General features: G+C 44.4%; 21 protein-coding genes. 9 read left to right on the top strand and 12 right to left on the bottom strand.

Annotated features, from left to right (window positions below):
- Nucleotides 1-191 precede the first annotated feature (191 nt).
- Both NYE35_RS11205 and sbnA read right to left on the bottom strand, forming a co-directional pair.
- On the bottom strand, nt 192-1157 hold the full coding sequence (locus NYE35_RS11205; protein WP_076104643.1) for a 2,3-diaminopropionate biosynthesis protein SbnB: 966 nt from the start codon (nt 1155-1157) through the stop codon (nt 192-194).
- A gap of 24 nt (nt 1158-1181) precedes the next feature.
- On the bottom strand, nt 1182-3389 hold the full coding sequence (sbnA, locus tag NYE35_RS11200) for a 2,3-diaminopropionate biosynthesis protein SbnA (RefSeq protein WP_341120999.1): 2208 nt from the start codon (nt 3387-3389) through the stop codon (nt 1182-1184).
- Between the two features lie 162 nt (nt 3390-3551).
- On the opposite strand from sbnA, the gene NYE35_RS11195 reads away from it, so the two are divergent.
- Nucleotides 3552-4361, top strand: coding sequence for a YheC/YheD family protein (locus tag NYE35_RS11195; protein ID WP_076140960.1), 810 nt, complete (start codon nt 3552-3554; stop codon nt 4359-4361).
- A 71-nt stretch (nt 4362-4432) separates the two neighbouring features.
- Here NYE35_RS11195 and NYE35_RS11190 read toward each other — a convergent pair whose 3' ends face one another.
- Both NYE35_RS11190 and NYE35_RS11185 read right to left on the bottom strand, forming a co-directional pair.
- Nucleotides 4433-5455 (bottom strand): NADP-dependent oxidoreductase, encoded by a 1023-nt coding sequence (locus NYE35_RS11190; RefSeq protein WP_038569942.1) that lies wholly within the window; start codon nt 5453-5455, stop codon nt 4433-4435.
- Nucleotides 5456-5582: 127 nt separating this feature from the next.
- Nucleotides 5583-5879, bottom strand: a complete 297-nt coding sequence (locus NYE35_RS11185) for an ArsR/SmtB family transcription factor (protein ID WP_038569940.1) — start codon at nt 5877-5879, stop codon at nt 5583-5585.
- Between the two features lie 129 nt (nt 5880-6008).
- Here NYE35_RS11185 and NYE35_RS11180 point away from each other — a divergent pair, with 129 nt between their 5' ends.
- Nucleotides 6009-6788 carry a helix-turn-helix domain-containing protein gene (locus tag NYE35_RS11180; protein WP_051491630.1) on the top strand — a complete coding sequence of 260 codons (780 nt, stop codon included), beginning with the start codon at nt 6009-6011 and terminating at the stop codon, nt 6786-6788.
- Between the two features lie 47 nt (nt 6789-6835).
- On the opposite strand, the gene NYE35_RS11175 is transcribed toward NYE35_RS11180, so the two are convergent.
- Nucleotides 6836-9703 (bottom strand): glycosyl hydrolase 115 family protein, encoded by a 2868-nt coding sequence (locus NYE35_RS11175; RefSeq protein WP_341120996.1) that lies wholly within the window; start codon nt 9701-9703, stop codon nt 6836-6838.
- Nucleotides 9704-9943: 240 nt separating this feature from the next.
- Between NYE35_RS11175 and NYE35_RS11170 the strand changes: the two genes are divergently transcribed.
- On the top strand, nt 9944-11686 hold the full coding sequence (locus tag NYE35_RS11170) for an SGNH/GDSL hydrolase family protein (RefSeq protein ID WP_341120994.1): 1743 nt from the start codon (nt 9944-9946) through the stop codon (nt 11684-11686).
- An 86-nt stretch (nt 11687-11772) separates the two neighbouring features.
- On the opposite strand, the gene NYE35_RS11165 is transcribed toward NYE35_RS11170, so the two are convergent.
- Nucleotides 11773-12723 (bottom strand): methylenetetrahydrofolate reductase, encoded by a 951-nt coding sequence (locus NYE35_RS11165; protein ID WP_254924596.1) that lies wholly within the window; start codon nt 12721-12723, stop codon nt 11773-11775.
- A gap of 237 nt (nt 12724-12960) precedes the next feature.
- Here NYE35_RS11165 and NYE35_RS11160 point away from each other — a divergent pair, with 237 nt between their 5' ends.
- Nucleotides 12961-13359, top strand: coding sequence for a cytidine deaminase (locus NYE35_RS11160; RefSeq protein WP_038569934.1), 399 nt, complete (start codon nt 12961-12963; stop codon nt 13357-13359).
- A 368-nt stretch (nt 13360-13727) separates the two neighbouring features.
- Here NYE35_RS11160 and NYE35_RS11155 read toward each other — a convergent pair whose 3' ends face one another.
- Nucleotides 13728-16367 carry an adenosylcobalamin-dependent ribonucleoside-diphosphate reductase gene (locus NYE35_RS11155; protein WP_445321953.1) on the bottom strand — a complete coding sequence of 880 codons (2640 nt, stop codon included), beginning with the start codon at nt 16365-16367 and terminating at the stop codon, nt 13728-13730.
- Between the two features lie 404 nt (nt 16368-16771).
- On the opposite strand from NYE35_RS11155, the gene NYE35_RS11150 reads away from it, so the two are divergent.
- From NYE35_RS11150 to NYE35_RS11140, 3 genes are all read left to right on the top strand, one after another.
- Entirely contained in the window at nt 16772-18517 is a 1746-nt protein-coding gene (locus tag NYE35_RS11150) for a DEAD/DEAH box helicase (protein ID WP_076129985.1), read from the top strand.
- Nucleotides 18514-19578: a YqhG family protein gene (locus NYE35_RS11145; protein WP_341120989.1), complete on the top strand. Its 1065-nt coding sequence runs from the start codon at nt 18514-18516 to the stop codon at nt 19576-19578. Before NYE35_RS11150 ends, NYE35_RS11145 begins: the two co-directional genes overlap by 4 nt.
- Nucleotides 19579-19734: 156 nt before the next feature.
- Nucleotides 19735-20757, top strand: coding sequence for a hypothetical protein (locus NYE35_RS11140; protein WP_341120987.1), 1023 nt, complete (start codon nt 19735-19737; stop codon nt 20755-20757).
- A gap of 75 nt (nt 20758-20832) precedes the next feature.
- Here NYE35_RS11140 and NYE35_RS11135 read toward each other — a convergent pair whose 3' ends face one another.
- Nucleotides 20833-21021: a YqzE family protein gene (locus NYE35_RS11135; RefSeq protein WP_036689445.1), complete on the bottom strand. Its 189-nt coding sequence runs from the start codon at nt 21019-21021 to the stop codon at nt 20833-20835.
- Between the two features lie 183 nt (nt 21022-21204).
- On the opposite strand from NYE35_RS11135, the gene NYE35_RS11130 reads away from it, so the two are divergent.
- Nucleotides 21205-21957 carry an N-acetylmuramoyl-L-alanine amidase gene (locus tag NYE35_RS11130; RefSeq protein ID WP_235219580.1) on the top strand — a complete coding sequence of 251 codons (753 nt, stop codon included), beginning with the start codon at nt 21205-21207 and terminating at the stop codon, nt 21955-21957.
- On the opposite strand, the gene NYE35_RS11125 is transcribed toward NYE35_RS11130, so the two are convergent.
- The 3 genes from NYE35_RS11125 to NYE35_RS11115 all read right to left on the bottom strand — a co-directional run bounded on the left by NYE35_RS11125 (nt 21944) and on the right by NYE35_RS11115 (nt 24821).
- Complete coding sequence (locus tag NYE35_RS11125; RefSeq protein WP_076100825.1) at nt 21944-22804, bottom strand: divergent polysaccharide deacetylase family protein; 861 nt, start codon at nt 22802-22804, stop codon at nt 21944-21946. The genes NYE35_RS11130 and NYE35_RS11125 overlap by 14 nt on opposite strands.
- 105 nt (nt 22805-22909) lie before the next feature.
- Nucleotides 22910-23995 carry a glycerol dehydrogenase gene (locus NYE35_RS11120; RefSeq protein ID WP_076100827.1) on the bottom strand — a complete coding sequence of 362 codons (1086 nt, stop codon included), beginning with the start codon at nt 23993-23995 and terminating at the stop codon, nt 22910-22912.
- An 82-nt stretch (nt 23996-24077) separates the two neighbouring features.
- Entirely contained in the window at nt 24078-24821 is a 744-nt protein-coding gene (locus NYE35_RS11115; protein WP_076296916.1) for an SDR family oxidoreductase, read from the bottom strand.
- A gap of 68 nt (nt 24822-24889) precedes the next feature.
- Between NYE35_RS11115 and NYE35_RS11110 the strand changes: the two genes are divergently transcribed.
- Nucleotides 24890-25273, top strand: coding sequence for a hypothetical protein (locus NYE35_RS11110; protein ID WP_341120985.1), 384 nt, complete (start codon nt 24890-24892; stop codon nt 25271-25273).
- Nucleotides 25274-25387: 114 nt separating this feature from the next.
- On the opposite strand, the gene NYE35_RS11105 is transcribed toward NYE35_RS11110, so the two are convergent.
- Nucleotides 25388-25978, bottom strand: coding sequence for a TetR family transcriptional regulator (locus tag NYE35_RS11105; protein WP_341120983.1), 591 nt, complete (start codon nt 25976-25978; stop codon nt 25388-25390).
- Nucleotides 25979-26290 lie beyond the last annotated feature (312 nt).

Below are 26290 nucleotides of genomic sequence, written 5' to 3'. Positions count from 1 at the left end.
GAGTCATCATTTATTGGGGTGGATGATCATCCGCCTAACACTTATAGAGATTATCAGAGTATTATGAATGGAACGTTAACAAGACAATAAAAAAACTAGACAGCAATCCACCCTTAAAAGGGACGGATCATAGTCTAGTTACATCAGAAAAACCTATAAAAAAATCCCATAGCGAACGTATGCCTACCACCTTACTGTAGCTCAGTCCCGATCCCTTTTTCTCTCGCCTTCTTCACGAAGTATACCGCTGTTGCGATATCAAAAACCGCCATGCCCATCGGACAAAAGAAAATCGGCTCATCTGCTCTGAGTTCATTCAGGCAATGGCGCGAGACGACATCGGTAATCATTCGGGTATCGGCACGAGTTAACCCATGTTTCAGATGGAGCTGCTGTATGTCAGTATTCTCGCGGCACACCTCATCCCAGTCGTCGACGATTATGGCCTTCACCGAAGCTAATGCCTCAGGCTTATAATCACGCAGTGAAATATTCAGTAGAAGACTACCTTCCACCGGAAGTATATCAATATATCTATGATTGGATACGGTACAGGTGATAAAGATATTGGACTTTCGATAAACGCCCGCCCACGTCTCCTCCACTTCTATCCTATCCTTATATATAGATGAGATGTCTGACAAATCTACTTCCCTTATATCAAAGATGCGGATACGTTCAACTCGATCTCCGTACAATGCCATAACCATTTGAAAATGATATTGCCCGATTGGTCCCCAGCCGATAATACCAAGATGAATCCGTTCAAGTGAACGAGCCTGCAAAAAGTGACCAATCATCAGTCCACTGATGGAAGCTGTCCTTACGATGCTGGGGAGCGGAGAGCTTAGGACGGATATAGGCTCGCCCGTAATGGGATCATTCAAGACAATGATGCTATGCGCGCGGGGAAGACCAACCTGGATATTATCCGGGAAGCTGGAAATCCATTTGATCCCTGCTGCGTTCACGTTCCCCCCTACGTATGCGGGCATTGCAATAATACGATTTTGAGGATTCTTATACCTTAGGTAAGGTTTTACGGGCTGCGCGTAATCTCCAGAATCAAGTATGCGCACCGTAGTTTCTATCGATTCCACGAGAGAAGGCCAATCAAGCCCCACCTCCCGGATGTCCCGATCGTTTAAATACAGCATTCCACAACCTCCTTTTTCCGTTCGTTAAGCAAGAACATCTCCACCGTCAGGCGAGAATTCCTGCCCAAATTCATTCTGAATCCATGGGTCAGAGTATACTGTATCGAGGTAACGCTCCCCTTTGTCATGCAGAATCACCGCACAGACAGATCCTGGAGCCATTTCTTGCTCCATACGCCTAACAGCGGCAAGGTTAGCCCCCGAGGATGCACCGGCCAGAATCGATTCATTCTGGGCGAGTGCTCGGCATCCTTTTACGATATCCAAGTCTGAGACATGCACAATACGGTCGATTAAATCCGTTCTGCAGAAAGGGGGTACGATGCCAGCACCCAGTCCCGGGAACCGCCGTTTCTCTTTGTTGCCACCAAAAATACTACTTCCCTCCGCATCGACGGCAACAATCTTAGTCTTCAGACCATGATCCCTTACATATTCCGCGAGGCCACGAATCGTGCCGCATGTACTTACGCTGCAAAACAAATAATCCACTTCGCCAAGCTCAGTCACGATTTCTTTCATGGTCGTATGGTAGTGGGACAAATAGTTATTTGCGTTTGCATATTGATTCGGCCAGTAGCTGCCCGGTATTTCCTCCAAGAGTCGCTGCACTCGATTCAGTCTAGCAGGCAGATATTCACCGGTCTCGGGATCGGGTTCGCTAACAAAGTCAATTTTTGCAGTTAATGCTTTCAGAATCTGCAGATTTGTTGTGGTAGTTCTTGGATCAACCACACTAATAAATCGCAGCCCTAAATATTGGCAAATCATCGCCAAGCTAATCGCCATATTTCCCGAACTCGACTCAATAATAGTAGTTCCCGGCCCGATTTTCCCTTCCTTCCATGCCTCATGGATCATCCGCAGAGCTGGACGGTCTTTCGCACTTCCTCCCGGATTTAGCAGTTCCATTTTTGCGTAGACTTCGAACTCACTGTTCTGGAACAGATTATCCAGCTTGATTAATGGTGTTTTTCCGATAGTCGATAAGATACCGTCTTGGATATTTATGTCCACCTTAGCTTTGTCCTTCTGATAATATAACTTCTTGTTCTTGACCTGCCCGCTGGCCAGCGGCTCCCCTTTAGCTACTATAATGATCTCAATATCATCAAGCAGATGGTTGCGAATCATCATCCCGATTTCCGGAATACACTCCCTGATTTCCTCTTTGATTACCGGAATAATAGAGTGCTTCACAGATTTACTCTTGATATAAATAGAGAGCGCATTGTTTTTTACCTTGACCCGAATGATCGCATCTTCAATATGACGGTATACGACCTGCTCGATATCGTACAGGCTGATCTTCTCACCGTGCTTCAGTTCTTGACCCACTCTTTTTACAATAGACTCAAAGCTTTGTTGTTCAACCCCGTCTATCATCACAGGCCTAAAATCCCTTACAACGTCATAAGTAACAAAACGAAGAGCTGGCAGCATCTTGCGGACAGTTGAGGTAAGCACCAGAATACTTTCATTGTTCCGAAGTGGCCTTACTTCTTCGTCTAACTCATGAACCCCGATTCCTTCCGCAAAAATTCCGTCGGCAAAAATGTACCTGCCATGATCATGGGAGTAATAAGCGATCGTACCGATTTCAATGGAGCCGTAAGTATCGATGATGTCTCTAGGCTCAATACCGAACATGCCAGCCATGTTCCGCTGCCACTCAGGCGGAGCAATTTCCCCTACCAAAATAATCTTGCGAATTCCGAATTCACGCGGGTTTCCGGCAGCATATACGATATGGTCAAGGATGGACGGCATCGTATAGAGCAAGTCAGGTTTAAAAGCTTTAAGCTGTTCAATATGCTGTTCGATTGGCAGTTCAAAGGGGATTGAACTTTTTTCCAATCCTAACCTTTCAAAAATGGTCAGCGCAGTATTTGCTGCATGTCCAGTGCCCATATCCGCCAACGCTCTGTTACATCCGCTTCCCGCAATAAGCTCGCCGAATAGCTTCGTTTTAATATCCACATAGTGTTTGTCATCTTCCTCAGAGTAGAGGATTGCTTTTCTACGGCCTGAGCTTGTACCAGACGTCCTATAAACAGTCCAAGAAGGATCGATGGGTTGGTTATAATAGAAAGTTTCAAGTGTTTTCGAAGACATAAGAGGTAAGTTCTGCAGGTTATAATTCGTTTTCTCCCCATCGATCAACCCCTTGTACCAAGGGTATTCGTCCATTACTTCTTGCACCTTATTCTGCAATTTCCCGAGCAGCATCATAGCCGCCTCCCGTTGACCGCATGCTGCAGCCCAAGTTTAATAAATGCCTCCAATATTCATATGTAGAATTCTTTGCATGTGTTCTATTCTTCTGTGGTTGCCCAAGCAAAAACTGCGTATTCCCGTAATATAGCCTATAGATATATAGAACGGAGGAACAAAATGAAGGAGCCAATACGGCGGATATCCAATAAGCTGACGAAAACAAAGGTACTGCTTAGAAAACAAGAGCTAAGGAAGTATATCCCGGTAACGAAAAAAATGAATAAAAACGTACTCTATGAGATGTTGCAAAAACATAAAATGGTGTACATTAAGCCCTGCTGTGGATCTTTGGGACAGGGTGTAATTCGGATTGAAAGATCACAAGATCATTCCGCCAAAAAACGACCAGCCTACAGCTATCAGTCCGGTACGCATAAACATACATTTTCTGATTACGAGATGGCTTATCGGGCAATCTTTAACGAGACCCAAGGAAAGTCCTATTTGGTGCAAAAGGGGATTTGGCTTTTGGTTTATGAAGGAAGGCCATTCGATATCCGGGTAATGGTGCAAAGAAATCTTAAGGGTGGGTGGGAAGCTACAGGCATTGCGGGTCGCGTTGCTCATCCTCGCAAAGTGGTTACGAATGGGAGCCAAGGGGGAACGATTTATCCGGTAGAGGCATTATTAGAATCCTACACAAACATAGAGAATAGTAGCGCGTTGATCCGGTCCATGCAACAAATTGGAGTGAACTCCGCCAGACAGCTAAGCACAGCCTATCCCGGCCTGCAGGAAATCGGTGTGGATATTGCCTTGGATCGACGCCTTAAACCATGGATCTTGGAAGTAAATACGGCCCCCGATCCGTGCCCGTTTACCAAACTGAATGACACCAGCATGATTGAGCGAATCGTCAAATATGCGAAAGCCTATGGCCGCACATACAATCTTAAATGCATGAAGTCCAAACAGGGTATGGTCTGAACGGATTTGATTGGTGATAATACAAACAGCCCTGATATATAAAAATCTCTACCAGGGCTGTTTGTGATGTTTTAGAATTCGGAGTCGCTCACCTTAACAAGCATCTTCCCGAGGTTCGCACCTTGAAACAATTGCAGGAATGCTTCAACCACATTGTCGAATCCTTCAACAACTGTTTCTTCATATTTTAATTTACCTTCTGTTAGCCATTTTCCAAGCTCTTGAAGGCCTTCTGACTGGCGGGCTGCGTAATCACTAAGAACGAATCCTTTGATAAGGGAGCGGGTTTTGATCAATCTGCTCTGAATACGGGGACCCATATCTCCATCTGTACTGTTATAGGAAGAAATAGCGCCACATAGTGGAATACGTGCATAATCATTAAGCAAACTCATCACAGCATCTGAAATCGCTCCACCCACGTTGTCAAAATAAACATCAACACCATTTGGACATGCTTCTTCCAAAGCCTGGCCTAAATTTTCCGTTGTTTTATAATTAATGGTTGCATCAAAGCCAAGTTCATTTTTCAAATAGTCGCATTTATCATCGCTACCTGCGATCCCAACGACACGAGCGCCTTTGATTTTGGCAATCTGTCCAACAAACATCCCCACTGAACCCGCTGCCCCAGACACTACGACAGTCTCTCCTTCTTTCGGCTGACCGATATCAAGTAAACCGAAATATGCAGTGAGCCCTGTTAAACCTAGAACACTTAAGTAAGCCGATACAGGTGCAATCGAATCATCGATTTTGGTTACTGCTTTAGCATCTACAGTATTATATAGCTGCCAGCCCAGCATACCGATGACTTTATCTCCAGCTTTGAATAGCTCCGATTTGGAGTCTACGATCTCTCCCACAAGTCCTCCAGCGATGACTTCATTAAGCTGATACGGAGGAACATACGATTTAGCATCATTCATTCTTCCGCGCATATAAGGATCCACTGACAAATACAACGTACGTACAACAACTTGTCCTTCTTTTGCTTCAACTACAGGAATATCTTTGAACTCGAAATTTTGCTGGGTTGGCATGCCTACAGGACGTGAAATTAACAGGACCTGTTTATTTTTCAACTGATTCATAGATCACTACTCCATTAATATTTATTTTTGCTGCTACCTATAACTATTAACCAAACCCTGTACATGATTATCAAATAGTTATAAAACTATCAAACTATCAAGAAAAAATTATAGGTTTCCGGACATATTATAAACTGTCCAAGAAACCCGGTAATAATTCGCTAAACGTATCCTCTCGAAGCTGGCTAATCTTATTCTGCCCCATACGTGTGACACTTACTAAATCAGCTTCATACAAAATCTTCAGATGGTAAGACACATTGGATTTGTCCATTCCCATAGATTCACCAATGGACCCACATGTATTGTTCTCCTTATGGAGATGAAGATAACGAATCATTTCAATTCGTTTCACTTCTGCTAATGCTTTAAAAATCTTCACTCGCTTTTCATCATCTTTTAAGGAATATTGTTCGATAGTCATAAAACTATTGTATTCTTCTGATTGCGCAAAGTCAATTTACAATCCCATTTCTTAATCGGTTTCATTTTTGTATAATATACCAATCGGTATTAGCGAGGCTCTATTTATTAGGAAGGAGGAGTGGTAGAAATGGACATTACCAAATATGAAAATCTTGTTCCCCGTGTTTTTTTGTTCGTTGATCGCAGATCCTTCCCGGATTGGGAGATTACGAGGAGTAAAATTGATTTCCATGATCTTACCTTCATCGTAGAAGGGAAATCTGACTATTTTATTAATGGAGAGAAATTCACCGTTGAAGCCGGAGATATGCTCTATGCCCCTTCTGGCAGCATTCGGGAAGCTCAGACCTTTAAGGAGGCACCAATGCGTTCCTTTGCCTTCAATTTCTTCTGGGAGGGTGAGGACAATCATGTGCAGCTCCCTTTTGAGACTGTAACTAGGAATTGGAGAACTAAAGAGATTCTAGAGGATATTAAAGAATTCTCACATGTCTGGATGGGCAAACAACCTTTCTACAAAATGAAGGCCCGGGCCATTTTTCAACTGATTGTGTACCGCTTATTAAGTATCGCCCACCATCAAGAAACACCTCTGATAGATCTAAGAATCCAAAAAGTGATGACCTATATCATGGATCATTATTCGGAGGAAGTCACGATCAAGGAGCTGGCAGATTTGGTTGCCCTAAATCCCGTATATCTTGGTAAGCTATTTAAGCAGAACACTGGCTCCACCTATAAAGAATTTATAAACAAGGTGCGGGTGAACAATGCTGAGATGATTCTATCGGCAGGTGGTTTTAATGTGTCCGAAGTGGCAGCGCACTGTGGTTATCAAGATGTCGCCTACTTCAGCAACGTTTTCAAAAATATAAAGGGTTATCCTCCGTCATCTGCCCTGAAATAACGGAGGATTCGAAGCAACAACCCTGTTGTTCGCCCTTTTAATTCAACCTAACTAAGAATGGACGCAGTCCCGCTAGTATAAAAGCTCTCCTCCGGCCCTAAATAGGAATAAGGAAGCTGGGCAGCGGACAATACAAGCTTTTGCAGAACCAGACCCGCATCCAATCCGTAAAAGCGGAGGGTATGAAGACCCTTCGTTAAAGCATGGCTGGTGGTCACAGCATGAATATTGTCCATAACCGCGCGGCACCACGGTTCATTATCATGATTGCCGCCTTCAAAGTTCGTTGGTAAAGTATCCTTAATCACGGGTGCCTGATCATCGAAACCTATCGCATATTTCAACCCACTAGTTTGTGACAGATTGTTTGTCGGCGCAATATACGCGGTTAAGCTATAATCAGTGTCCTGCTGCACTATAATCCGATATTCCAGATAAGGTGCATCCTCCGGTTGTTCAAAAGATACAGCATCCGGATACATTTTAACCGAGGATAAAGAACGTCCATAGCTGTCAATGGTCTTCCATACCACCCCTGATTTCGAAACACGAGTTATGGTATGCTCCGCTTCAATGGACACAATATTATGGGTCTCGATGAAAGTCATCGGTGGCACATCCGGAATGTCTATCCAATCCACGGCTGCCTTCACCTTAACTATATTCCCGGCACCGGAGATCGTAATTTCGCCCGTCGATGCTTCTTTGACCTTCTCCCAATCTACGGAAACCTGAAGCGTCTCCCCTGCCTCAATCCAGCCGCGTATTTTCTCAAGCTTGATCCAATCCACGCTGCTCCGCACCTGATATTCAAAACCCGCTTCTCCACCGTTACTGATTGTTATGCGATAATTTTCTTTTTGAAGATTTGTAATTACCGGAAGTTCAGCTGTGCCGGAAACATACGCTTGTTCCGTTCCTTCCACATCGACAATCATTAAAGAACCTCTGGCGGGCGTCAAGCTGTTTACATCCGGATAGTTCCACCCTTCTGCATTCCAATGTATATACCCTACATGAGGGGAACTCATCATTCCCTGCCATTTTCCATTCGAAATTCCGCTATTATAAAGCAGCTCCAGATACTTATCCCGTTCGATGGTTTCGCGGGTCAGAGCAGCGTAAGTATTTGCCAACATACTATTTCGTTTATCGTATAGATGGTTCAGTTCAGCATAAATTTGCATTTTGACCACATTGGCCGAGGCAACAGCAGGGAAATATACGAGCTGGAAGTAAGCATCCTTTAGTTGTTCCGGGATTAGCTCATCGTATTTGCCGGCAGCCTTCTCGATCATCACCGCTTGCTCCAGAACTCTGTGCGCCTCATTGTAATGGATAGGACTGAAGGTGGACGGATAAATAATTTCAGGCTTGCGCCGACCGTTCATCCGGGTATAATCCCCTAACAATTGTGCGATTCCCAGACATGTCTCTTGTTCCAGCGCATATCCGAATTGCTGCTCTACCCAACGGTTGGTGTATTCCACAGTTCGATTGATTGCACCTGTCCCCCATACCTCAAAATCGTAGGCCAAATCCAGAAAGTAGGAAATGGGCAATTCCATAGGCTTCAAATCTCCGACGTTCACAATCCATACATCACGGATGCCATAGTCAAATGCCATACACATTTGCTCCCAGACTTTTTCAAGCGGGGTCGTATTTAACCATTCATAGGAATGCGGACCACCATGATAGTCAAAATGATAATACATCCCCCATCCTGCGCTGCGGTTACGTTCGTTTTTCGTCGGGATTTTGCGGAGATTGCCAAAGTTATCGTCAGCAAGCAGGATCGTAACGTCATTCAGAACATCCCAGTCCTTCAACCCTTCCACCCCGGCAGTGCCATACCAGTACTTCTCAACTTCCTTATAAACGGCCAAAATTTGCGGCGCATGTTCAAGATTGTATTTCTTCAATAGTTCTTTTTGCGTAAGTATAATGTCCTTCAGCAGATCAATATTCTCCTGGTCGGAGCCCTCCAGCGCAGAGTCACTTTCCCCCCGCATACCTAGGGTAATCAAGTTATCAAAGTCCTGATTGCGCTTGATTCCGTCTTCCCAGAAATCTGTAATCGCCTGTTTATTACGGGCGAAATCCCATAGGTTACTTGTCCCGTATTGACTGTATACCTTCTGCCATTCACTGCCTGCCCGGAATAAGGGTTCATGATGGGAGGTCCCCATAATAATTCCGTATTCTTGTGCATGCTTGGCGTTGGCAATCGGGCTGCTTTTACCATTCAGGCAGAATTCGGCGCTCCACATCGCCGGCCATAAATAATTCCCCTTCAAGCGAAGAATGAGTTCAAATACCTTGTCATAGAAATCTTCATTAAAGTCACCAAAGCTTTGAGTTACCCAAGAACCTAAAGACGGCCAGTCGTCATTCAAAAAAATACCTCTATATTTAACCGAAGGCTCCTTGGAGATCACATGAAGCTGGTTATCAGGAATGGACAATGCCGGCTTCTTCTCCGGCACAATATCCGCCCAGTACACCCAAGGACTAACTCCAATCTTTTCGGAGATCGAATACAACCCGTAAATCGTCCCCCGTTTATCACTTCCTACAATGACGAGCGCCTTGTCCACTCCCGCTGTGGGTTGTTCAACCACCTGAATTTTATAACATTCTCTTTTACCTTGGATGGTCGATACATCAACGGTTCCCTCCGCGATTAAATCATCGATAAAATCATTACTCCCTATCGATCCAGCGATTATGACTGTTCCATCCAATTCGTTCAATTGTGTATATATCTCAGGCTCTACCTCTGTTACCTGTTTAACATCTGCTGCAAAAGATTGAGCCACCCGGCGTAATCCCTCATAATCTTTCCCCTTGGGGTCCACGTAAATCTTGGCAGCACTGCCCTGCTTCACAAGGTGCAATTCCTTCGTAGGCATGATTATTCTCCCCTTAAGCATCCTATTTTCGTATGACTAGGCACATTATATAAGTAAGCGATTTCAACTTCCATGTGTAAACTAGCAACTTTTTGTAATTATTAAATGAAACTTTGTTTATCGGTTGAACAATCTGGATATTTGGTGTTACTGTTAACAGGTATTCCTTCTAACAGAAGTATTTTTTTGCAAGCGCATCCATAACAAGAAAAGCTTATACAAAAAGCGAGGATGATCAATATGAAAAACAATAACGGGGTCATTACAGGGGGCAAGATTGAAGGTCCAAAGGCGCCCAAGGATCCGGCTGAACGCAGGAACGGTTTTTTTGTGCTCTACAAAACAGCGATTGAGGCGACAGCCCGGGTCGAAGGTCCACCTTCACAGGAAGTTTATCTGGAAGGTAACTATCTAATCGACAAGGCCAGATATATTGGCGGCGTCAATGATGAGACAATACTGGAGCTGCTAGGAAACTGTGTTGGATTTCGCAAATTAGTCCATAGTATCGGAGTGTCTGTGAGAAGGGATCATGAGCAGAACGAGCCCATCTCTTTTCTATTGCAGAACTGGGGCAAAACCAGCAAATACGAAACAGGCAGCAGCATACGTGTGCCCTGTCCCTCCGACGGTTCTGAGATTCTCTTGAAGTTGGAGGATTTGGAATGGTCTAAAGAGGATGCAGTGCTCGGCAAATTCGCCTTTGAATTTAAACATGAAGGCGAACTGGCCATCGCGAGTATAATTTTTTATTTGCATGACGGTTATTCTGTACCAGAGCTAGTCATTGAACCGCCCGTAGCGTTTGATTCTAACGAATACCGGGAGATCATTACCCAATCCTTGCTTCATCCGGGCAATAATAAAAGATTAAAAACTGCCATCCATAAGGCTATAAAAGGTGAGGATGTCACGATTGCTTATATTGGGGGTTCCATTACTCAGGGAGCAGGCGCTAAACCGATCCATACAGAATGTTATGCCTACCAATCGTATCTGAGATTTAAGGAATTATTCGGTACGAATGGTGGCGAGAACATCCATTTTGTGAAGGCTGGGGTAGGTGGAACACCATCCGAGCTTGGGGTCATCCGTTATGAAAGGGATATTCTCCGGGAAGGTTCTGTAACACCGGATATCGTGGTGGTGGAATTTGCGGTAAACGACGAAGGGGATGAAACGAAAGGCAACTGTTTTGAAAGCTTATGCCTAAAAATACTTTCCGCCGATAATAGACCGGCTGTAGTTCTCCTGTTCAGCGTGTTTATGAATGACTGGAACCTGCAGGAACGGCTCTCCCCCATTGGCCGGGCTTATAATCTTCCTATGGTTAGTGTAAAGGATGCGGTATCCGGGCAGTTCCGCCTAAGCAAAAATGAGGGGAACATCCTCTCGAAACGGCAATTTTTCTATGATATCTATCATCCTACTAATGAGGGTCACCGGGTGATGGCTGATTGTCTGGCTTATTTATTCTCCGAAACCCACAAAACGCTAATGGACGAAGATGATCTCCTATTGGATCAGCATCCGGCCATCGGGAATGATTTTGCGGGAACCCTCCTGCTGGACCGCAAAAGCCATATTGACGCAGGCAGGATCGAGGTGGGCGGGTTTTCGGGGATCGATACCGATTTGCAGCGGGTAGAAATGGATGCCAATCCTTTCGGAACTCCGGAATTCCCTCATAATTGGATGCATTCAGCGTCTTCTGGAGAACACAGCTTCAAGCTGACGATAACAAGCAAAAATCTCATCCTCGTATACAAGGATTCTGGCAGCAGCGAATTCGGCAAGGCGAACATTTACGTCGATGGTTGTCTTGTAGTCACCGCTGATCCACATGAGAATAACTGGACACATTGCAATCCGGTAATTCTTTATCAAAATGAGGTTAGCGGGGAGCATCAGGTAGAAATCAGAATGGTGCCGGAAGATCAGGACAAGTCTTTTACTATACTGGGCTTCGGCTATAATGTTTAATGAGTTGACCTAGTGATATATAACCTAAAAAGAAACCCATGGTCTTTAAATGACCTGGGTTTCTCAATATTTTGAGGAATCTTTTTCTATTTGGTGGGCAGCTTTTTATCTAAAATGGCCTTCACATCTTTAACAAGCTGTACGGACGCTTCAATCTCCAACTTACTTGTTGAAACACTTTCAATACTGCAACCAATAGGAATTCCCTTCTCCAGCCCGAAATCTAGTAATTCTTCAAAGATTTTTTGCGATAGCTGGATTGATTTATCCAAAATATCATTCGAGTATTTCAACTCGTTTTCTAACCATCCCGGGATACTGATCCCTAACCACTTCATAAATTGTAATGTTTTCGCAGTGCCGCATGGTGCAAGATTAAATAAAATAGGAACCATCTCAAAACCGTTATTTGTATAGTAATAATATAAATCAGACAATAAATTCTTAGATGCCTCTACATTATAAGTTGCCTGAGTGATAAAAAAGTTGCACCCATTGTTGGTCTTTTCGACAACCCGTATATGCTCATCATTCTTTTTTATATGTCTTTCCGGAATGACAACTCCACCAAAAGTTAAATTACTATTTAACTGTTTGCTTAGCTCATAAGCATCTGGTAAATTCAATTTCACCTCTTGTTTACTTGACGAAGCGCCCACATACACTGAAAATCTATCTTCATTTTCGTCAGTTTTAACCCAATCCTCGAACTGGGCTCTTGTATCATTACCGACGCACCGGTAAATTATCTTTGGGACCTCCACCTGTCTTAGATATTTATCACCATAGACAGCCGGATCAATCGTTGGTAAATAGGGATAAGGTCTTTCATGATCCACTCTATCTACTTCTTCTTGAACGTCGTACAGAATTAACGCATCTAAATCAAGGTTTTTAAGTCTTTCAACCTGTTTCTGGGCGATTTCCGAGACCTTTTCTGGTGCGTGGCTTGCCTTCGGTGGTGTCATCCCATATGTTATAATACCCGGGTTTTTGCTCAATATTTTTTGTTTAAATGTATTCTCTGCCGCTCCCAAATTATAAAACCCCTCTACTCGTCGCTTTTAAGATAAGGTTACCATGGCAGGCTTAATATGTGTAACTTCTATTTACTATATCTAGTTATATTTTAAAGCTATGATTCCCTAATGATACTTTTCGAGTAGTACATGTTGACAACCATTTGGTGTGACTATAATATTAGAAGTCCTGCCAACCTTAGTTGGCGATAAGGGGACCAAAAGGTTCATTCTTATTTAAAAAGGGTGAGTATTATGAATAAAGAAGAATTAATGGAAAGCGCACGTAACACAAAGAAAGCTGCTTATGCCCCTTATTCTAAATTTCCAGTTGGAGCAGCCTTATTGCTTAAAGATGGAAATGTTATTAATGGGGTAAACGTAGAAAATGTATCTTTTGGCGCTACTAATTGTGCTGAGAGAACAGCAATCTTCACGGCTATTACAAAGGGCTATACTAAAGGTGATTTTCAGGCTATAGCTGTAGCAGGTGACACAATGGATTTTCTGCCGCCATGCAGTATCTGCAGACAAGTATTATCGGAATTCTGTTTGCCTGACATGCCTGTCTATTTAACCAATGAGAAAAAAGAAATCTTAGAGCTGAGTTTAAGAGATTTATTGCCTTACGCATTCAAAAATTTAGAGATGTAAAAATAATTCCTCTCGTAGTGGAATAACAAAAACACGCGTACCTTTGTTAGACAAGTACGCGTGTTTTTTGTGTTAAAAAGCTTAGCTAGACACGAGTTCACAGACCAGACACACCGCGTAAATACGTTGTTACTTACCAAATCGCAATTCCAACCTTATCTTTTTCTACAATTATACTTCCCTTTTGAATTACACTAATTATCAAACTCATATAGTTAAAACCTCTTAATGAACATCATCAATAATAAAAAAACAAGCGATTCATTGAGATAAAAGATTAACACTTCCTCTCGATGATCGCTTGCTTTTAGTAGCTATGCATAGTCACATTTCTAGTTTTCCCATAAAACACTTATTGGCTCTAACGTTTACCCACAACGACTATACCCGCAATTGCCACAAGTCTTACAGCCCTCAATATTAATCAGCGAGGCGCTGCCGCAGGATGGGCAAAGGTCACGGGAAGCCGTAGCATGGTTATGTCCATGATGGCCACCATGTCCATCTTCCGTAGCTGACGGAACGCTCGATTTTATCTCCGCATTTAACGCTTCATTGAAATCCTCCAGCTCCAAAGTTGCCGCAATCGGAGCGGGTACATGATCATCATGAGCATTGTTCAGCACATGTGATTCCAGTGCCTTAGCTACAGCGTCAGCAATGGATTCAACACGGTTTGCGCCGAAGCCGATAGCTCCTGATCCGCCAATGCCTTTCAGATGTTTGATCAACAGCTCAACTTTCTCACCATGATCTCCGTAACGGAGGAACAAGGAGCAGACACGGCCTAGTGCTTCTGCCATAGCAAAGACGTCAGAACCTGCTTTACCTACATTCAGGAAGATTTCAGCCGGTATTCCATCAAGGTCATTGATCGTAATATATGCCATCCCAAATGGTGTGTTGATTTTATAGGTAGCGCCGCGCAGAACCTGCGGACGTTTTTTGTATTGTTTATCCGCCTCTTTTGTAGTCACTTGAGGCGCTGGACTTGCTGCTACAACACTTGTACTCGCTTCTACAGTAGTTGTAGCTTCTTCTGCCGCAACCGGAGCGGCTTCTTTTTTGTCTTCCTTCTTCGTGGTTTCCAGGACTTGAACGTCACGGCTTCCATCGCGGTAGATCGTAACACCCTTACAACCTAGATCAAAGGCCATTTCATATAGCTCAGCCGTCTCCTCAACCGTAAAGTCAGACGGGCAGTTCGCTGTTTTGGAAATAGAGCTATCTACCCAGCGTTGGATCGCTGCTTGCGCACGGATATGATCTTTAGCTGACAGATCCATCGAAGTTACAAAGTAGTCCGGTAGCTCTTCACCCGGATGAGCTTCCAGCCACTCTTGAGCGATTGGAACAAACTGTTCATCATAGCCAAGACGACTTTGACGGAAATATTTAAAGGCAAAATAAGGCTCAATTCCCGTAGAAGTACCTACCATTGTACCTGTACTACCTGTAGGTGCTTGTGTAATCACTGTAACGTTACGCATACCATGTTCACGAATCGCTTCGCCAACCTCTGGATACGCTTCGACTATATTTTTCATAAAGCCGCTCATTAGATATTTCTCAGTATCAAAAGCTAGGAAGGAACCCTTCTCTCCAGCAATTTCTGCCGAAGCAAGGTAGGCTTCACGAGCCATAAAGCCGTATAGCTTGTCCAGAAACTCCAACGATTCCGGGCTGCCGTAACGGATGTTCAATTTAATCATCAGCTCCGCCAATCCCATGGTTCCGAGACCCACGCGGCGTTCCTTTTTCTGATTCGCTTCATTTTCCGGGAAATGATAAGGTGTTTTATCAATTACATTGTCCAGAAAACGGACGGAATAACGTGTGGTAGTCGCAAGATCTTCCCAATCCACATCATGATTTTTCTCATCGTAGAACTTGGACAAGTTCACCGCAGACAGATTGCAGACTCCCCAGCCAGGCAGGCCTTGTTCACCACACGGATTTGTACAAATAATCGGGTTGAAATACCAGCTATTAGACATCTGGTTATAGTATTCCATGAATACGACGCCCGGCTCAGCGGATTTCCATGCCGATTCAATGATCGTACGCCACACGTCACGCGCTTTTACGGTGCGATAATGGATAACGTTTTTGCCGGCAGCTTTCCACTTGTCGAGATCGCCATCCCACATTTCGTTATATTCAGGATCGGTTGTATCCGGGAATACGAGATCCCAGTCCAGATCTTCTTTTACAGCCTTCATAAAACCATTGCTCACACATACCGAAAGGTTAGCATTAGTGACTTGGCCCATCGTTTGCTTCACGGTAATGAAGTCCTCAACATCGGGATGCCAGTCATTAATCATTAGCATGAGCGCACCACGACGGCTGCCGCCTTGCTCAATAAGCCCCGTAGTATAACTAAACAAACCGCCCCAAGATACGGAACCACTGGATGAACCATTAACCCCTCTAACAATCGCACGACGAGGACGCAATGAAGACAGGTTAATGCCCACCCCGCCACCACGGGCCATAATCTCCGTCATTTCAGACAATGTCTGCATGATGCCGCCACGGCTGTCTTTTGGAGAGGGAATCACATAACAGTTGAACAATGTTAATTCTTCACTAGCACCTGCACCAGCCGCAATACGTCCACCCGGTACAAGCTTCCAATCATCCAGGATTGAACGGAATTTGCCTGCCCATTCTGCTTGAAGCTCAGGTGTCTTCTCTACAGAAGCCATCGCTGTGGATAGACGGTCCCACATTTCCTCAGGAGTTTTTTCTATATTAAGGGTCAACTTCTCAACATCCGATTTCACAAGCTCGCCACTGCGTGTCTTTACAGTTACGATTCGCCCACTGCGCTCCACAATTTCTCCGACTTCCTTAGTTGGAAACTTCGGATCATCTTTGGTCAGCACCAATACAACATCGCCTACTTTAGCATTGTTGCTGTCTGCATCCTTCCAAGCATAACGATCCAAAAATATTTTTTCACTTAGCCCTTCAAGGCGTTGCTTACGTTCCACTTTACTCAATAAAAAAACCTCCCGCATGTGTAGTAGATATTAGTTTCCGGTCCAAGGTATGGGCCCACAACAAAAACTCCCTTACCATCCTCCACTGCTTAACAGGTGTATGTAGGAAGCTCATCTTGTCAATAACAAATACCAGCTAAGCACTCTATAAAAAATACATTTTCAAGCTTTTGTCACAATATATTGTGTGCGTCAGCTTTTAAACTATACCACATATTGTATCGAAGGTCTTATTCGAAAATAGAGTCAAGTTGCCGAATTATCGCAAACGTTGCTGCTTTTTCTCGCTCTTGCTCTCTTTTTTAAAGGCTATCGTGAAAAATAGGAGGTTATGAATTCTCTCGTTTACGAGCATACTACTCTTACGAATGGTGATATAAATCCGAGCTTGAGGAGGCTGCATTATGACGCAATTATTCCGTAATTCTCTACCCCAGCAAGGGGGAACACCCGCGCCGATACTGCCTGTTCCTCTTTCTTTTGACCGTAATTGGTTGCAAGATCTGGAGCTCAAACTGGAAAAGGGCGGCCCATGGGGAGACTACCGTTTATCTAAGCTTGCCGTACAAGGAGAGGAAACAGGTCTAGTAACGAGCTTCGATGAGCTGCAATGTATGAAGCATTTATCCGGCTTGTCCCCTCTTCCCCATCAGCTGGATACAGCGCATAAGGTTCTGTTCGAAATGTCAGGCCGCGCGATTCTTGCAGATGAGGTTGGACTGGGCAAGACCATTGAAGCAGGACTGGTGCTCAAAGAATATCTCGTACGCGGTCTTGTCTCCAAAGTGCTTATTCTCGTACCTGCTTCTCTAGTATTGCAATGGGTTCGTGAGCTGAATGCGAAATTCGGCATCACTGCTGTCGCTCAGAAAAAAGCCTATTCTTGGGGTAACGCCATAGTCGTCGCATCGATGGATACCGCCAAACGCGATCCGCATAAGGAAATCCTGCTGGAAAATGAATACGATATGTTGATCATTGATGAAGCTCACAAGCTGAAGAATAAAAAATCGACCAATTATCTATTTGTACAGCAATTACGCAAAAAATATTGCCTGCTGCTCACCGCGACTCCCGTTCAGAATGATCTGGGCGAACTCTTTAATCTGATCACTATACTGAAGCCGGGGCAACTTGGAAATCAGGGCGATTTTGCCTCGAATTTCGTGGTTGATAAACGCCAGCCTAAGAATGAAGGTCAACTGCGGGACGAGCTTTCGAAGGTCATGATCCGCAATCGCCGTGGTGAAGGTCCAGTTAATTTCACGAAACGAAAAGTCCGTAATATTCCCTTAGTTCTCTCCCAAGAAGAGAAAGATTTGTATAACAGTGTTACTTCCTTTGTCAAAGACCAGTATCAGGAATCCGGTGGCAATCTTAGCAGCATGCTTTCTCTGGTAACCCTTCAACGTGAGGTGTGCAGCAGCCGGGATGCCGTCTTTATCACTTTAGTTAATTTGATCAAAAAGCTGCCTGCGGATTCACCAAAAAGAGACCGGATGATGGAGCTACTACAAACCCTCCGTACTGTTAAAACAAACACTAAAGCTGAAACAACCTTAGCCCTCATTCAAGAAATGAATGAAAAGGTCATCGTCTTCACGGAATATCGCGCAACTCAAGAATATTTACTGCAGTATTTCCGTGAACATGGGCTGATGTGTGTCTCTTATTCCGGCGGAATGAACCGTGGCAAAAAAGATTGGATGATGGATCTTTTCCGCGGCCGGGCTCAAGTTATGATTGCTACGGAAGCCGGCGGAGAAGGGATAAACCTGCAATTTTGCCACCATATGATCAACTTTGATCTGCCCTGGAATCCCATGCGCGTGGAGCAGCGGATCGGCCGTGTCCACCGGTTAGGGCAAGAAAATGATGTAGTGATCTACAACTTGTCTACTCAAGGCACGATTGAAGAACATATCCTGCATCTGCTGCATGAGAAAATCAATATGTTTGAAATGGTGATTGGCGGGCTGGATGTAATCCTGGAACGTTTTGAAAAGAAGGAATCGCTGGAGAAGAGTTTATACAAAATCATGCTCGAATCCCGCTCCGACGAAGAATTGCGGCATGAGCTGGACCATATTGGTGAATCCCTCAGTGAATTGACACAGGGTATTAAAAAAGAAAGTGGGACTGCGACATGACCCTCACCGCACAGGAAGTACGCAAGCATGTGATGGACTATCTTGAAGCCACTGAATGCTCCATCATTGAGGCTTCGCCCCTTCACGTAACTGTGAAATTATCACCTAGAGCTGACAAAATGCTCACCGACCGGCCGTATTATTGGGGATTCGTGGAGCGCACAGGTGTAGATCCTGAGACCCTTTCTTTCACCTTTGTTTTTGATCCGGAAAAATACGACAGTCAAGCTGCTGTAGAGGTTCCCCCCATTGCAAATCGTAGTGCTGGCATTTTGAATCAAGTTGTCACCGGAAGCCTAACTACAGGTGTAACAAACGATGCAGAGGCCAGCGCTGACTTACTCGAATCCGCCTCCCCGGGCTCAGAAGCAGTGAATGCTCCATCTACTGACCCGGAGGAAAGTATTCTAGCCCGCTACTTCGGCATTGTGCCGGCACTCCCACGAATTGGACCCGGGATGATCCGAAGAGAGGATATTATTTACGGAAGCAAGCGATTGCAACAAATTTGGAACGCCGCTAGGGACGAAGGGAAATGCCTTTATTTATTTGAGGACCCGGGCAGCAGGCAGCGAAACACGCTGTTCTCTGCCGCTTACGAACCATGGCTTAGTGTCTGCTATAAAGTGGAGATGAGCTGCGATTTGAAACGTGAAGAACTCCATTATCTTAGCATCTCCCTAACAAAGGGAACCATCATTGATGACTTTAATGCAAAAGTTTCCACAAAAGAGATGATGCCACGCTTGCCGGAAAATGTGCATATCCAGCCTTATGAAATGACAGTAGCAGCCGCTACCGAACTATTGGAAACTCATCTAACCGCTCAGCTAGCCGAACTGGACTATACTTGGGCAGAACAGGCGCGTGAGCGGCTAAGGGTTGAGCTGGACATCATTGATGTCTATTATGGAGAGCTGTTGAAGGAGCCTGATGAAGAAAAACGCCTAGCGACACAAGAACAGTATAACCGTCGTCGCCAAGAGACCATTTGGCAATATGAGCCGCAAATCGCAGTTTCTGCGGTAACCTATGGACTGTTTCATCTGCGGAGCCTATAGAATGCGACCCTACTCGCTAAAAGCAGGCAAAAAAACAAGAGAACTTCCGCCTTCCGGCGCGACAGCAAGCAACAGCCTTTTTATAGCTTGTCCTCTACAATAAAAAGGAAGCTTATACTTTCTGATATTTCATAACAAAGAAAGGTGAACGACGCCATGAAAATAAGTGTACGGCGGAGGCTGCTTCTTGCAGGTCAAAGCTGCTTCCTCCTGCTTCTATGCATCGGACTCATTGCAACGAGCTCCGGTTCCTCTTCTGCGCTTGCCGCTTCCAGAGTGAGTGTAGTTGATTCAGTCACACAGGATTTACTACCAGTACTGCAGATGGATATCTTACCTTCACCCGGCACAGTCCAGGAATTTGCCAAAAGTACACTGAACAAGCTCGCAGCAGAAGCTCCATTTACAGCCTGGAAGGACGCAGGAATAGAATATTATCCTCTGGGTCCAGGTACTCATAGCTGGCTTGTCAACGTTATGAAAGGTGAACAGCGGATCGGTTACATGATCATTTCCGCTACGGATCAAGGTGGTTATATGCTTAGCGAATATGGAGCTGGCACTTACGGTCTCCCCTATAGTTTATTAGAACTGCGCCAATTTTTGGTGCAGGAAGGACTTATACCTTCATCTTTTACAGGCAAAATAAAACTTACAGCCTTATATGCACCACTTCTACCCGTATGGAAAATCGCCATTGACGATAAGACGATTTTTATCAATGCTTCCGTACCCCAAGTTTTACCATGGACGCTCAGTAAAGCGGAAGAAGTGCTTAAAGGGCAGCAGACAGAAACGGATGTAATCACTAACTTAACTACTGACCTGTCGCCGCTTTCTGCCTATCAAAGCGGGGGAACAGATGATCCTTATAAAGATATCATGTGGTTGACCTCCCCAAAACTGCTTGCTGTAGGCGGTGACAATATCGCCGCACTGATTCGTCCCAAGGAAAGTATCGCTTATCAAGCCGCTGGTCGAAATGATATCGTAGGGGCCCCTTTTATGATTACAGGTTATCAAAACTGGTTGCCTGCTTCGAATAAAACACAAGCAATAAACAACATGCCTACCGTTTACGCAGCATCAGGGCCAGAAGGAAGACGGTATTTGCCACTCACTGCCTTGCAGGCTATCGGAACACTGCACAAGCTGCCCGACAAAAATATCTATAAATAAACATAACAAATAACCTTCCGCTGCCACCCTCGATTAGGCACTGGAAGGTTATTTGTTATTTGTTATTTGTGATATTCAATCCTTATCACTGTGGCTCCATTTGCTTCGCCAGATCGACCAACCAAGCGGAAGCATACCGAACCATTTCTGTGACCACGGCTGCTTAGTAGCCGCTCTTCGAGCATGAATGGCACGCGGATCCTCGATATAAACAACTACCTTCTCAGTGATATACTTTACAAGCTCATCGCCGCCGGAAGCCATTTGTAACACCTCCTACATTATAAGTGAATTAAGATAACCAGCGTCGTTCCATGCTCTTAGTGTGCACCAGCGAGCATATATCTAAACTCTTGTCCCGGATTGTTCGAATAGGTTTACCTATTAAAGCACAATCTAACAAAGAATCTAGGGCACGAGGTTATTCACATGCAAGGAGGAGTTCATTTGAACAATGGGAGAAATAAAGCTTATTCCAAGACAGCAGCTGCAATATGCGGCTTACGTATTACTTTAACTACAGTTGGACTTCTAATGCTGTTTGTGGGGAGTGCATATGCTTCTGCAACTCCATCCAAACCCGTAGTGAATGATGAACGTCAGCATCTCTTAAGCCACGGCCACCGTATGATCTTAATTGATGCAGGACATGGGGGGATCGACGGAGGTACTTCCTACGGCAACATTCTTGAGAAGGATATTACATTAGATATCTCACGCCGATTATTTCTGCTGCTGCGCAGCGATGGATTTGATGTTGCCTTAAATCGTAATGGAGATTATGCCCCAAGTGATGAGAACCGCTGGCTGCGCAGTAAATCCCGACATCTGCGCGATCTTGCCCAGCGTAAAGAACTGGCTGAGACATTACCAGCTACCGTAGTGGTCAGCATCCATGTTAACTGGGCACCTTCTCCTTCCAAACATGGTCCGCTTGTATTATATCGCCAAGAAGGCCGCAGCTTTATCCTTGCCCAGACCATTCAGCAACAATTAAACAGTCTCTATAATATCCGTGCTGAGACAAGACCGGGTAAGCCCTTTTATTTACTCAACAAAATAACCGCCACAACTGTAATTGTTGAGGCGGGTTTTGTAAGCAGTCCGACAGATCGCGAAAAGCTATGCACCCCTAAAGGGCAACAAGAAATTGCAGAAGCGATTGCTGGCGGCATAGTAGCTTATCTTATGGAAGTGTAGGATTGGAGTTCCAGTTCATTTCGTTTTTGACTAGATCAGAAATGCCTATAAATTCAACATCATCTTTTATTTGCTCAACACCGCTGCGGATGCCTGCGGCGGTTTCTTTTCCATATACACCAACATGACCAATGGTTACGCAGAATCGTTGATCCTTCGCCAGGTTATTTACGAGGCCCATTTGTTTCAGGACATGATTGGCTGTGTGTGTATCATCCAAAAAGATATGATTCTCTACACGCGGCAGCCCCATTCGATAAGCCATATTGCCAGCAACAGAACGGTAGTTGGTTTTACTGTCCACAAAAAACAATCCCCGCTCTTTGCACACGGATAAGATCACACCCATAATCCGTTCGTCCCCGGTAATCTTAGAGCCCATGTGGTTATTTATGCCGATAGCATAAGGCACATTATCGAGTGCTGCCTCTACTTTTTGACGGACTTCCTCATCAGACATCTTGGCCAGTACAGCTCCTGGTCCAAGCCATTTAGGATTACCTTGGCGCGGCTCCATCGGTAAGTGGAGAAGAACATCATCTCCGCGTTCATGCGCGCGTGTGGCATCCTTCACAGATGTAGGCAAAAAGGGCATGACCGCCACCGTAAGCTTAATCGGCAGTGAAAACATTTCATCCGTCCCCTTCATGTCATTGCCGAAATCGTCAATAATAATTACGACCTTATTACGTCGAGATGCCTTCTCTTCACTTGGTGTGTTTGTAGGGTTGTCTCTGGACTCGGCAGCTGAAACAGACGGTACCACGGAACCGATTAAAGTAACCATTAGAGCAGCAACAGCAATCCAAATCAGTAAATAACGTTTGAAACTTCGACTGTCCTTCATCAAGAGGAACGCCTCCTTCGTCTTAAACAATTGTTCTCATTGTTTGGTTCACGAAGGTTAAATATGTACGAGGAAGGTTCGCAATAATTTACAGTCGAGTTTTTTCTATTGTCCCCGTGCGTCTGCGGCAAGAATAGCTTCCAGCACATCCAGTGCTTGAATTTCAATTGGCATATTCCAGATGGGGCTATCCTTAGAACAGCTAGCTTCAGCTACAGTCATCAACTGATCGATATCCTTATTGGTAATCCCAAGATCTTTGAGAGTAACGGGAAGGCCGATTTTTTTGCAGAAATCAATCACCTGATCAATCTCTTCATATGGTGCTTTCTCCAGTACAAGCTGAACGATCGTAGCAAAAGCAACCTTTTCACCATGAAGAGTATTCCTGCATTCCTCATGCAGCGTCAATCCATTATGAATCGCATGCGCCGCAGCAAGTCCGCCGCTTTCAAACCCAATGCCACTTAAGTAAATATTGGCTTCAATAATGTGTTCCACCGCAGGAGAGGTAATGCCTTGCTTAACATCTTTTAATGCCGTTTCACCCTCTGCTAGAAGGGTATCCAGACAGGCACGAGCTAATGAAAGGGCTGCAATTGTGCTAGTCCCACCTGCATGGGTAATAGCCCCAGATTCTCGGCAAGCTCTTGCTTCATAAAAAGTAGACAACGCGTCACCCATTCCAGCAACAAGCAATCTTGCAGGAGCTTTGGCAATGATATCGACGTCTACGATAACCAGATCGGGATTTCTTTTTAATGGAAGATAACAGTCAAAGTCTCCTTCATCCGTATACAACACTGATAAAGCGCTGCAAGGTGCATCCGTTGAAGCCACTGTGGGTACAATAACTACCGGGAGGTTACTCATGTGGCTTACTGCTTTTGCCGTATCCAGGGTCTTGCCGCCACCAATCCCTATAATGACTTCCGCATCCTTCAAGCCAAGTGCTGCAACTATCTCATTAACCTGATTACTGCTGCACTCGCCCTTGAATTCAGTCATCACTAGTGGCATTTCGTTCATTTCAAAACTGTATGTGATCTCTTTTTTGTACACAGAGAAAATATAAGGATCAATAATGGCATAAGCTCTTGTCGCTCCAAGCTGCGAACAATAATCTCCCAGCTTACGAATTTCACCATGTCCTTGTATATATTTAGTTGGTGAGCAGATGATCTGCGTCATGGTTCACTCCTCCTTTTATTTACATTCATATTAGAAGGATTGACCACATTCAGCTATTAAAAAGATCCCTTTAGCCACCAGCTTAAATAAATCCACCATTCACACGGATCGTTTGCCCTGTAACCCACTGTGATTCCTTGCTGGCTAAGAACAACACAATGTTTGAGATATCCTCAGGCTCGCCTAAACGTCCAAAGGAATTCATATTTCCCACGGTCGCAATCTCTTCCGCTGATTTCCCTACGGTAAATAACTCCGTATTCACAGGTCCCGGTGAAACAGCATTGATAGTGATTCCTTTTCGTCCAAATTCTTTGGCCAGCTGACGAGTGATTTGTTCTACTGCTCCCTTAGTTCCTGCATAGACGCTGTAGGTCGGGAACATTTGACCCGTAACGGAAGTTGAAAAATTGATAATCCGTCCGTTATCATTCATATATTTAGCTGCTTGCTGGCAAGCAAAAAAGGTGCCTTTCACATTAATCGCAAACTGCTTGTCGAAATCCTCTTCTGTCATATTTAGAATCGGCTTCGTGATCATAATACCAGCGTTATTGACGAGAATGTCGAGTTGTCCATAGGCTTCTAGTGTGGTTTGGAATAACTGTTCAAGTTCTGCCACCTGGCTGATGTCTGCCCGAATAGCAACGGCCTCTCCACCCTTTTGCTTAATACCGGTTACGACTTCCTCGGCTTTGCCGGGGTTACTCGAATAGTTAACGACCACCTTCGCACCTTGTTGTGCCAAGTTCTCCGCAATCTCCCGGCCCATGCCTCTCGATGCACCTGTTACTAATGCTACTTTTCCAGCTAAATTGTGGTTCATATTTATTCCTCCTATTACTTTATCCTTCTTGTTGGTCTGATTATAAATCGATCGATTACAAATTACAAGTGACATTTTTTAATATTTGTCATTCTAATTCGCTTTTCACATATTTTGCAACAGTCGCTCGATTCAGACTAATCCACGGGATTTATACCGCTCATTCGCTGCTAGTCGCTCGATTCAGACTAATCTACGGGATTTATACCGCTCATTCGCTGCAACTCGCACAATTCAGACTAATCTACGGGATTTATACCGTTCATCTACTGCTAGTCGCTCAATTCAAACTAATCTACGGGATTTATACCGTTCATCTGCTGCTAGTCGCTCGATTCAGCCTAATCTACGGGATTTATACCGCTCATTCGCTGCAAGTCGCTCAATTCAAACTAAACTGCGGGATTTATACCGCTCATTCGCTGCAAGTCGCTCGATTCAGCCTAATCTAGGGGATTTATACCGTTCATTCGCTGCAAGTCGCTCGATTCAGACTAATCTACGGGATTTATACCCCTTTAAGACACAAAAAAACCTCCTGAACATCAGAAGGTTTTAATTAGATGCTACAAAGAAATCCCGGAAAGGAGCAAATCCCAAACAGAGGCGAAATCCTGATCAATCGTAGCCGACTGCCACTCTATAGCATGTGCTGGATGATGGTACCGCGAAGTAGCATTAAAAATTGCTCTAGCCGTTACCACTGGTTCCACCACTCTATACTCTTCGGATTGTATGCCTTTTTCAATAATGCCTGCAATTTGCCCAATTAATTGATCTACGTGTAGGGTAATCATATCCACCGCTTCTAAAGTTACAGCTGCGTACATAGCAAACATTTCGGTATCATCCACAGCATAGGTGCGTTTACTACGAATCAGCGTGTCCATCCATAATCGGAGCTGCTCTTTGGCATTCCCATCAAAATGCTCTGAAATATTCTTTAAAGGCTCTGAAATATTATACTGCAACCATCTTTCGGTTACTGCTTCTCGCAAAGCAGATTTACTGGAAAAATGTCTATACAACGTACCATGACTTACTTTAAGCACCTTCGCTACATCAACAACAGAAGTCTTGTCCGGGCCAAAACGCCGGAGCACTTGTTCAGCCGCGTCCAAAATGTTTTCTTTTGATAATGGAAGATCATTCGACATATGTATTCCCCTCGCTCTATCTCTGGTGGTAATTATCATAGCATATCATGTCCAAAAACGAACTGACAATATTACCACTTTGTCATTCGTTAAATCATTATCAGTATATACTCGTACCCAATTATTAAACTAAGGTCCCAGTTTAGTATTTTATTCTCCGTAGCCCCATACTACATGAATTCGGACTGAGGAGCCCTTATTTCCGAAAATCACCGTAATTCACCATGCTATCGGACTCAAATGCAGCTATCCACCCAAATCCCCACCTCTTCGGCGTTCTTATGTGCCAATAAGAGCTATGCAGTCCGAAAA

It is taken from the genome of Paenibacillus sp. FSL L8-0494 (assembly GCF_038003695.1).
Taxonomy (GTDB): Bacteria; Bacillota; Bacilli; order Paenibacillales; family Paenibacillaceae; genus Paenibacillus_AQ; species Paenibacillus_AQ odorifer.
This window is presented reverse-complemented; position numbering and strand designations above follow the sequence as displayed.